Source organism: Chitinivibrionales bacterium, from assembly GCA_014728215.1.
Classification (GTDB): Bacteria; Fibrobacterota; Chitinivibrionia; order Chitinivibrionales; family WJKA01; genus WJKA01.
This window is the reverse complement of the sequence record WJLZ01000009.1, coordinates 1-9260: the sequence shown is the minus strand read 5'-3', so window position 1 is coordinate 9260 and position 9260 is coordinate 1. Positions and strand designations below refer to the sequence as shown.

The window sequence follows — 9260 nt, the reverse complement described above, 5'->3', positions numbered from 1 at the left end:
GCAGGTTCCACTGTGTATTATTCCCTGCGGCAAGAACTAAGAAACCCCAGGCCCTTGACGGGTTAGAGCCTGTATATTATGGCCCTGCAGTAATAGCCGCTATCAGGATAGAATATTTTTTAAACGTGAATTTTGGACAATAAAATATAACCCGAAAATAATAATACTACTTTTTTGCTATTACATTTTAGCCTGATTCTCTCTCTTTTATATACATTGTTGAATAAGTTCTACACTATTCAATTAAAAACAGGGGAAATCAGCATGAAAAAGTATAGTATCTTGTTCATCACATTATGCGTGGTATCTTCTTTCTCTCAAGACATGCCGGTCCGTACTCAGGAGGTGCAGCACATCAGTTCGATTGTTGCCGAACCCTTCTCCCATTATTGTATTAATGTGCCGCCGGGCTACGATGAAGGTAGTTTTGATTATCCTGTAATTTATTATCTTCACGGCATATACGGCGATCATACCACTGGCTTACGAACCATACCGGTGCTGGACAGCCTGATTGTCAACGGCTCCATGAAACCATCCATACTGGTATGCGTTAACGCGACACGAAACAACTGGTATACCGGTGATGCCTACCGGTTTATCATCGATGATCTCATTCCCCACATCGATGCGACGTATCGTACCCTGGGTGATGACGGCAGGGTTGTCATGGGATTCAGCATGAGAGGTATTGGTACCTTTCGATGCGCATTCACCGATCCGGAGATGTTCAAAGCCATGGTTTCCTATGACGGATGCAATTCCAGTATTGTATCGACACTCGAAAGTAATTTGACCAACGTTATTAACAGTGGGATAAAAATCAAGTGGTATATCGGCGAGGCCTATCCGGATTTCTTCTCTTCGGCCCTGGAAGTTCACACCATTCTTGATAACAACAATTATCCTCATGATAACACCGAGCTGCCGGGCGTGGGCCACACCGAGGTGATCGGCTACGACAACGGAATAGTTAAAAATCCCGTTCGCCTTTCGGAGGGATTCAAGTTTTTATCCGAGCACGTGTCCCCTCAATCGATTACCATCTCCCCCGAAAGCGGCGATTATTACGGCGCCAAAACCGTTACAATCGAACCACATCTCGACAACGCCGAACTCTACTATACCCTCGATGGCTCGTTACCGACCCCTTCGTCGACCGACTACGACGGCCCCTTTGAGATCAGCGACACAGTTACTGTTCATGCAGCATTATTCGCTTCGGGAAGTGGCGACCCCAGGGGAGTTCCGCAGATGGCATACTATCCGCACCGAACACTCTGGAACCCCATCGCCCCCCAGGCCCCAACCCTGGGACTCGATTATGAAGTGTACACCGGCCAATATGAAAAACTCCCGGATTTCACCACCCTCTCACTCGATCTCTCGGGGACGACCTCTAATCTGTGGCTCAATGATGTTCGACAACCCGATCCCTTTGCGGCAATTCTCCATGGTTATGTGAAAGTGGAAACCGAAGGGTTTTATCAATTCTATATCAACTCCGATGACGGCGCCCGGCGTCTCACTTGTCAGCATGTCAAAGGCCGTTGCCGTTCTGAAAGAGCGGAATGTTCTTGACTGTTTCCGCAAGCAGGGCATTTACCGCAAATTCGACCCGTCATTCATTGATGCAGCCGGCAAAAAAAGCGGCCGTATTGCTGAAAGCGGTCCCCTCAGGATTCCGCTTGCCTGGCAACGGACCAGACTCCGGATACAGCAGGACATATTCAACGGCGTTTATTCCGAAACTCACCGGCTTCCCATGCAGAAAGAACTGTGCCGCCGTTACCATGTGTCTGTGGCCACGCTGCGCAAGGCGCTCGATGCGCTCGAAAGCGAAGATATCATCCGTCACGAACATGCCGGATACTATGTGCCGGAAATCTCGGTGCGGCGCTCCAGCGCGGCAGTTGCCGCAATCGTCCCGAGCGACTTGCCGAACCGCCGGTATTATGAGCCAACCATATCGAACAAATGTATCCGGACACTCGAACAGGCATGTGTAAAGGCGCGTCTTCGGCTGAAAATTATCTTTCCCCTTTATATAAACAATAAATTTTCATTGTATACGCCGGGCGGATTTAATGAAACGACGCTTCCCCGGGGCCGGGATATAATCGGATATGTCTATTATGCAATCGAGTATTACGACCTCAACGAAAAGATCCTTTCCATGCTCAAAGGAAACAGCAAGCCGGTTGGAATCATCGATCCAACGGGAATAATGGCAGAATGCAGGGAAATGGTTGAAGGGTCCCATATACGGGCGTCCATTTTCGCCGGCACAACCAACGCGCAGTCAGCCGTGCAGGTCATGCGGTTTCTCGCAGCATCCGGCCATACCCGCAGCATTTTTATCTCACCGCTTCACGGATACGACTGGTCGAAAAAACGGTATGAACACTGCAGGCGGTTCTGCCTGCAGTCGGGCGGGAAATTCCATTGCAGCCTGATTGCCCGGGACCGCCGATTGACCACCAGCGATTTGCGGCAAAAAGCAAATGCACGCTGTTCCCCCGGTATTCTGGAACAGGCTTATGCACAATGGAAAACCACGGCACCGCCTGGATCTGCGCCAACGACGACATCGCTTCGTTTGCACGCGAATTCCTGTTCCGCAAAGGAATTAACGTTCCGCAACAACTGTCGATAATCGCGTTTGATGATTCCCATATCGCGCTTAAAAAGAGAATCACATCGTATAATTTCAACATTGAAGCCGCACTTGAAGCCGCGCTCCGCTTTGTCTGTTCTTCTCAAGCCCGTAGCCAAAAGCCGAAGGTGGAGTACAGAACAATTGAAGGCTTTATTAACGAACGGGAGACCACAGGACGCAAGTGATTTTTCCGTGTTGCGAAATAGTACCGGCTGAGACGCAAAGGCGGAACATATCTTTTATCCTGCAACGGATATGAGGACAATCATCATCCCGCCCGGGCCCGGCCGGAAGCACTGCGATCCTGTTGCCAGCATTGTTGTCGTTACCACCCAATCAAACGATCGCCCGGCGACAGTGAAATCAGACGAAAGAACCAACAAATGCTGCTGATTGACTATTTCGGAGTTCGCAAACTATATATTTTGTCAATTGCCAATTATTTGAATTCATACAATTCTTTCAAAGTATGAACTTTCATATCTTTTTGCAATCGTTTTCCAGCGGAAAAATCCCGAATAAATAACCGCGGACAAATTGTATCATTTTTTAGATTTGGAAAATTGCCTATTGATTGCATAAGCTTTTGCACAGTTTTCTCAAACGATGTTACCTTGCCCCATTTGCACTCGCCGATATCAATCCAGTGATCTTTTCTTAAGCCCACGATATCAATCTGAACTCCCGGATTCCAGTATTCTCCTATTTCAAACGGGGCCTGAACACCTTCTTTTCGATAAATATTCGGCAGCGCCTCCCTGCACAACCTTTCAAAACAGAGACCGAAATAACTCTTTAGCTGTGGCTTTATAATATCTTTAAACGTGTTGATTTCGCCGCGAAAAGAAATATCACCCATATTCGGATAAACGAACCGGTACCAGAAGTTGAGAAGCGGATCGTCAAGATGATACCTGACATCCTTTTTTCCGGGTTTTATCGTACTCAGCGGGAATTTTTTGGCAATATACCCAAGGTTTTGAAGCTGTCGTAAATAATAACCGATTGTACTCTCCACAATGCCGGTCTGCAGCGATAAATTCTGCAATGTATGCGTTCCCGACGCCAAAGTAGTGAGAATCGCATTATAAACATGCAGTTCACGGAGTTCTTCACGAAGCAAAAAATCCGGCTCGGCAAAGAGGGGGCCATGTTCTCCGAGAAAATTTTTAATGATGTTTGTTTCAAATGACATTAAAGAATCAAATGATTCCAGATAGTAGGGAATCCCGCCGCAAACAAACCATATACGTGCGCGATTTTCTAATGACCAGGAAGGATGGAAAAGGGCGGCCTCATGATACGGAAACGGCTTGAGAAATATCTGAAATGTACGCCTACCATATAAAGGACTTTTTTTGCCGAGAATCTCTCGCTCCATAAATCCCATATAGGAACCGCAAATAATAATAAATATCGTGCGCTTCTTTTTCCAATACCGGTCCCATAACTCCTGAAGTACCGAAGGAAGTTCCGGGCATGCCTGGACAAGCCACTGGAATTCATCAAATGCAAGAATAAGCTTGCCATCGCCGCGCCATTGGTCTACAACATTTTGCAGAATAAATTTCCAGTCACTACTTTGAATTTCTTCAACAAGTGGATTCTCAAGCAACCTGGCGGCATTTTTCAGAAATTCTTTTACTTGAAGCCTGGCAGTATTTTTTTTTGCCTGGAAATAGATTCCGGGCTTATTCTTCATAAAACAGGTAATAAGCTCGCTTTTCCCCACCCTGCGCCTTCCATAGACCGGAATAAATTCACTCCTGGATGACCTGTATGCTTCCTGGAGTGTTTGTAGCTCCTTTGTTCTTCCTATGAAAGAATCCATACTCTCATTCTCCATTCTGAAAAAAACAATTGCATGCAATATATATTAACTAGACTATTATAGTCAAGACTATAATAGTCTAAATAATTTTATTTCATATGCGTATCACTCTGATATGGAGACAATGAGGTCGTATCGTGAGTACTCCCACAGGTATTCCGTATATAGAAAGGCACCTGGTTCTGCGCCAACGACGACATCGCTTCGTTTGCACGCGACTTTCTGTACCGCAAAGGAATTAACGTTCCGCAACAACTGTCAATAATCGCGTTCGATGACTCCCATATCGCCCTTAAAAAGAGAATCACGTCATATAATTTCAATATCGAAGCCGCACTTGAAGCCGCGCTCCGCTTTGTCTGTACCTATCAGTTCGGAAGGCAAAAGCCGAAGGTTAAATATACCACCATCGAAGGCTTCATTAACGAACGGTAAACCACAGCAAGACTATAGCCCGTACCACAAAAAGTACACACCCATCTTCACACCTTGGGAAAAAATGTGAAAGAATTTATTATCGGAACACAATTAGGTGCGGTAAGCCTATGGCATAAAAAGCTGCTTGATCGCTATTGTCCGTCCGTCCCGGTGGATCGCCCGAACCATCGCCATGCCCGAAGGTGTTTTGAATGTATTCAAATCAATGTGCCTTTTTTCTGAAAGATCGAATTCTTTAAGCAGTGCACCACTGACAGCATAGATGCGGATTTTGACGATATCACCAGAAATCGCAATCGTATTCCGCGTCACTGTGAAGGATGAATTCATCCCCTTTACCAACCGCTCGGAAAAAATATTATTCGACGGGCAGGGGTCACCCAACCAGCACTCTTCCTGGAAATCATCGGGGACATCAACATAAAGCGCGCCGAAAAAGAAGCTTTTATGATTGTTTTTGTTGTATCGGTGGTGGAGACAAGACGGAGAAAACTCGAATCCTTGAGATCGATTGCGGTGATATGCTCGATTTTCTTTGATGACTCCATAATAGGAATTGAAGGATGGGGCCATCGGCGGGTTACGAATTCAGAAGCAATGCCGAAATAGGGATGGGTTGACCATTCACTGTTTGCCCATTCATAGGAAATGGGGACGCCGGTATCTGTAGTCGCGGTAACCGAAGGAGTTGAATATTTTTTGAGAATAGTTTCTTCATCAGTTGCAATAAACATCATTTCATAAAAAGCCCATGCCCCCAGGTCCGGGTTACACGCCGACAACCCATTTCCCTCTGGGAAAAAACCAAAATCAAGAAACATCGTTACATTTTGATAATGTCTGCTTTGTGACGCCGAGGGATTACAAACTTGCAAAGTGAACGTCGTGTCTCGCCGACCATCCACTGTGCATGTAACATTGTGGATTGCTACAGGGGGATCATCAAGAGATGTTGACACGTCCTTAATGAACCCGTTTTTACTATATTCGGCAGAACTGAGAAAGAGGCCGTCATAGGAGGCGCCCCCAAAGTAGGAACCTCCCGCAAAAAGCGTATCGACCGGCCCCGGAACACCATCCGGACAGGTGCGCTTCAACATTGCGCCGCAGCCTTCCCAGGCATAGGTAGCATCTGTATCGGCCCCGCCACAGGTTGCCCATACAACGGTTAATTCACCGGCCCCCTGCAAAAATCGGGGTGCCCAACCGGCATCGGTATCGGAAATCCGAACAGGAACAGCATCATCCCTGGCTTCAACAATCCATGCAGTGCTTTCCACATAACTTGCCCCGTCGGTTTGTGAGCCGGTTTGAAAGGCAATCCATTTCCCATCGGGAGAAATGGCAAGATTGGAGCATGTCGGTACTTCTGTCAGTGAATGAAGCGAAGGTGGATTTTCGGTAAAATCAATAAAATGTAATTTGTGGTCGTTATCGGTAAATGCAACTTTCACCGCGCGGGTACCAAAAAAAATCTTCCACCTCTCCCTCCTCGGCCAGACGAACATGGGGAGCCGAAAAAACCAGGGTAACAATTAATAATAGAAGAATAGAACTTTTTTCAAGAGAATTTCTATTGAATCTAATTTGCATCGATAGTCTCCGTGAGAACATTGGCGCCTGGAGTATTAGCGACACAAAGACTCTGTCCTCTTTGTGCCGCATTAATTGAGTAGACTTACCTTATGGTATCAACAAACTTTGTGATACGTTTGCTCTTCCATTAGACACATTAAGCAAGTACATTCCCGAAGGAAGTGAATGAGTGGGTACCGAAATCGATGGTTGATTTACCTGTGTTTGCAGTAATGTTTTTCCATCAATTGAACTAATTGAAATACGTGATCGTGAATTGTCGGGTAACTCAAAAGATACATTTTCAGAATTCTGAATGATGGTAAAGGGATTGACAGCATCGCTCCCGATAACCGGCATTTCATTCAGGGCTGTGGAACCGGGCCGGGCGTCGATACAAAAATAGAGTGGAGTGTCTTTATAATATTGAGCAAAACAAACCCACAATACCGATTCTTCCAGATAGTAATCGTCTCCATCCCGTCCTCCCTGAGTGGGAACGATCACTTTCAAGGTTACCAGATTGTTAATAGATTGATGGTTGAATAAGAAGCCGGTTCATATTCTGTATACCCATTGTCATCGGCATTGTTGTCGGGTGAAGGTTCTGCATAAACACCCAGAATAACCCCTGTACCATTGTTTGTTTCGATCCATGCAATATCCTGAGCAATTGCACTACCCGCCAACAAGCATAACGCTGTCGCAGAAACTAAAAGTGAACCGAATCTTTTCATGAAGCCCCCCTTAATGTGGAATATGTGATTTAAAAGCAACACTTTCTTTATATTGAAACTTGTGAATTAACCGTTTTAGTAAAATCAAACAGTGATTGTAGCTCCCTGTACTGAACAACGCCCGGTATGGAATAACAAGAGTAATTAGAAAAATATATACAATTATGGTAAATTTCTCTACCTATAATATTTAAATTAAATCACAAGCCGTTACACCCTATTGCACCTTGTAACAAATTGTAAATATTAAGTCAATCTAAGATTTTTGAACCTCCAGGCAGGGGTTCAGACAGAAGGATTATCCCCTCATCCGCCCTTCCGAATCTGGGAGATCCGGAAGAAGCAGGATAAGGGTGTTCAGCAAAAAAGAGATTTTTTATTTGATACGTACGTTTGCCAGAGAGCTGACAACCTGGTTATGGCGGTGGTTGATTCGCAGAGTATAAAGACCGCGCGGCAAATTGTACGCTTTAAGATTGATTTCCTGCTCTTTTGTGGTAAAATGGGCCATTCGTTTTCCGGTCATGGAAAAAATTTCGATTGAATTTACATTTTTGATCGCAAATCGTGGAGCGCCGCTGCGCAAAGATGAAACGGTCCTGATAATCGGTTCACCATTTTCCCCCTCGGTTTTCACATCCTCGGAAATTTCCTGGAGAATGGTCATCATTTCGGTGACCCGTTGTTGCTCCTGATCGACCAGATTGGTGGTTTCATTGGGATCATTTGCAAGATTATAGAGTTTTGTATGGCGATAATCATTATTGACACACAGTTTCCAGTCACCGTCACGAAGGACGATTTTCGGTTTGTTGCCGTCTTGATCTTCGGGATGATCATCACAACTTTCGCCCCTGTAATACTTCCAGAACAGCGGCTGATGCCTGGTGACCTGACGGTTATGAAACGCGGCGAGGGCATTGGAACCGTCGATCCATCGGTCCCCCGGCACCTGGGCGCCGGTCATGGCGCAGAATGTGGGCAGCATATCGATCCCGCAGATCGGCTCGCTCGATTCGGTTCCGGGATCGATCACTCCGGGCCACCGCGCAATACCGGGGACCCGGATACCGCCCTCATAAAGCGAGAGCTTCTGGCATGAAAAGTCGCCCGAAGTACCATAGGAACGGGCCGCGCCGTTGCCGTAGCGAAGCAGGGTTTCGGGGCCGTTGTCACTGGTAAACATCACGAACGTATTGTCGCGAAGATTATTATTGTCAAGATACTCCAGCAGTCGTCCAACCGCTGCATCCAGATGGGTCACATTCCCGTAATAAATATCCTTGTTTTCTTCTCCGGTACTGTACATATTCTTATACTCATCAGGAGTGGCAACCGGTTCGTGAGGAGAATGAAAACTGCAGAAAAGAAAAAAGGGCTTTGCATTATCTCGCGTGTTACTCATCCAGTCAATACACTCATCAACAATTATGTCGTTTGAATACCCGTCGATCCTGTCGAGCGGCACCCCGTTTCGAACAAAATTGTGAGGATTGGCATGGGAATCCTTGGCATTGTTTTTTGTTGCCATATAGTAATCAAATCCCTGAATATCGGGCATGCTTTCTCCATTGAGATCATCGAAATGATCATCAAGATGCCACTTGCCGACAATGCTTGTCGTGTATCCTACTTCCTTGAGCAATTCGGCAATTGTAATCTCTTTTGGACTCAGATGAGGATAGTCGATTCCGGCGGCACGAAAATAAGTACTCCCCAGATGATCGTAGATTCCACTGCGGTTGGGGGTCCGTCCGGTCAGAAAACCGGCCCGGGCAGGTGAACAAACCGGTGCCGCGGCATAGTTTTCGGTAAGCTTCACCCCTTCGGTGACTAAATTATTGAGATGCGGGGTCTTGATTTCAGGATGGCCGTAGCAGGCAAGATCACCATATCCCAGATCATCGCAGAGAATGTAGATAATATTGGGTTTATCCTGCGCAGTTCCCCCCTTAATAAGTGATGGCGCTGCCGCGGTAGCTGCCAATCCTCCGGCACAGCTTCCTAAAAAATTCCTTCT

Annotated in this window: 10 protein-coding genes; 4 read left to right on the top strand and 6 right to left on the bottom strand. The window is 46.2% G+C overall.

Annotation, left to right across the window (positions count from 1 at the left end):
* The first annotated feature begins 264 nt into the window (after positions 1–264).
* Genes GF401_00655 through GF401_00645 form a run of 3 tightly spaced genes read left to right on the top strand, consistent with a single transcriptional unit; the run spans position 265 to position 2844 of the window.
* The gene (locus GF401_00655) at positions 265–1581 is read left to right on the top strand and encodes a hypothetical protein (protein MBD3343554.1); all 1317 of its coding nucleotides are present in this window, start codon (positions 265–267) and stop codon (positions 1579–1581) included.
* Positions 1508–2656, top strand: coding sequence for a GntR family transcriptional regulator (locus GF401_00650; protein MBD3343553.1), 1149 nt, complete (start codon positions 1508–1510; stop codon positions 2654–2656). Before GF401_00655 ends, GF401_00650 begins: the two co-directional genes overlap by 74 nt.
* Positions 2548–2844 (top strand): hypothetical protein, encoded by a 297-nt coding sequence (locus GF401_00645; GenBank protein ID MBD3343552.1) that lies wholly within the window; start codon positions 2548–2550, stop codon positions 2842–2844. Before GF401_00650 ends, GF401_00645 begins: the two co-directional genes overlap by 109 nt.
* Positions 2845–3098: 254 nt before the next feature.
* Here GF401_00645 and GF401_00640 read toward each other — a convergent pair whose 3' ends face one another.
* Complete coding sequence (locus GF401_00640; GenBank protein ID MBD3343551.1) at positions 3099–4505, bottom strand: AAA family ATPase; 1407 nt, start codon at positions 4503–4505, stop codon at positions 3099–3101.
* A gap of 183 nt (positions 4506–4688) precedes the next feature.
* On the opposite strand from GF401_00640, the gene GF401_00635 reads away from it, so the two are divergent.
* Positions 4689–4925 carry a hypothetical protein gene (locus GF401_00635; GenBank protein MBD3343550.1) on the top strand — a complete coding sequence of 79 codons (237 nt, stop codon included), beginning with the start codon at positions 4689–4691 and terminating at the stop codon, positions 4923–4925.
* 108 nt (positions 4926–5033) lie between these two features.
* On the opposite strand, the gene GF401_00630 is transcribed toward GF401_00635, so the two are convergent.
* The 5 genes from GF401_00630 to GF401_00610 form a co-directional block, all read right to left on the bottom strand.
* Positions 5034–5258, bottom strand: coding sequence for a hypothetical protein (locus GF401_00630; GenBank protein MBD3343549.1), 225 nt, complete (start codon positions 5256–5258; stop codon positions 5034–5036).
* A gap of 5 nt (positions 5259–5263) precedes the next feature.
* On the bottom strand, positions 5264–6382 hold the full coding sequence (locus GF401_00625; GenBank protein ID MBD3343548.1) for a hypothetical protein: 1119 nt from the start codon (positions 6380–6382) through the stop codon (positions 5264–5266).
* Between the two features lie 229 nt (positions 6383–6611).
* Complete coding sequence (locus GF401_00620; protein MBD3343547.1) at positions 6612–7010, bottom strand: T9SS type A sorting domain-containing protein; 399 nt, start codon at positions 7008–7010, stop codon at positions 6612–6614.
* Positions 7011–7018: 8 nt separating this feature from the next.
* Positions 7019–7240 (bottom strand): hypothetical protein, encoded by a 222-nt coding sequence (locus tag GF401_00615; protein ID MBD3343546.1) that lies wholly within the window; start codon positions 7238–7240, stop codon positions 7019–7021.
* 376 nt (positions 7241–7616) lie between these two features.
* On the bottom strand, positions 7617–9227 hold the full coding sequence (locus tag GF401_00610) for a sulfatase-like hydrolase/transferase (GenBank protein ID MBD3343545.1): 1611 nt from the start codon (positions 9225–9227) through the stop codon (positions 7617–7619).
* Positions 9228–9260: the final 33 nt, after the last annotated feature.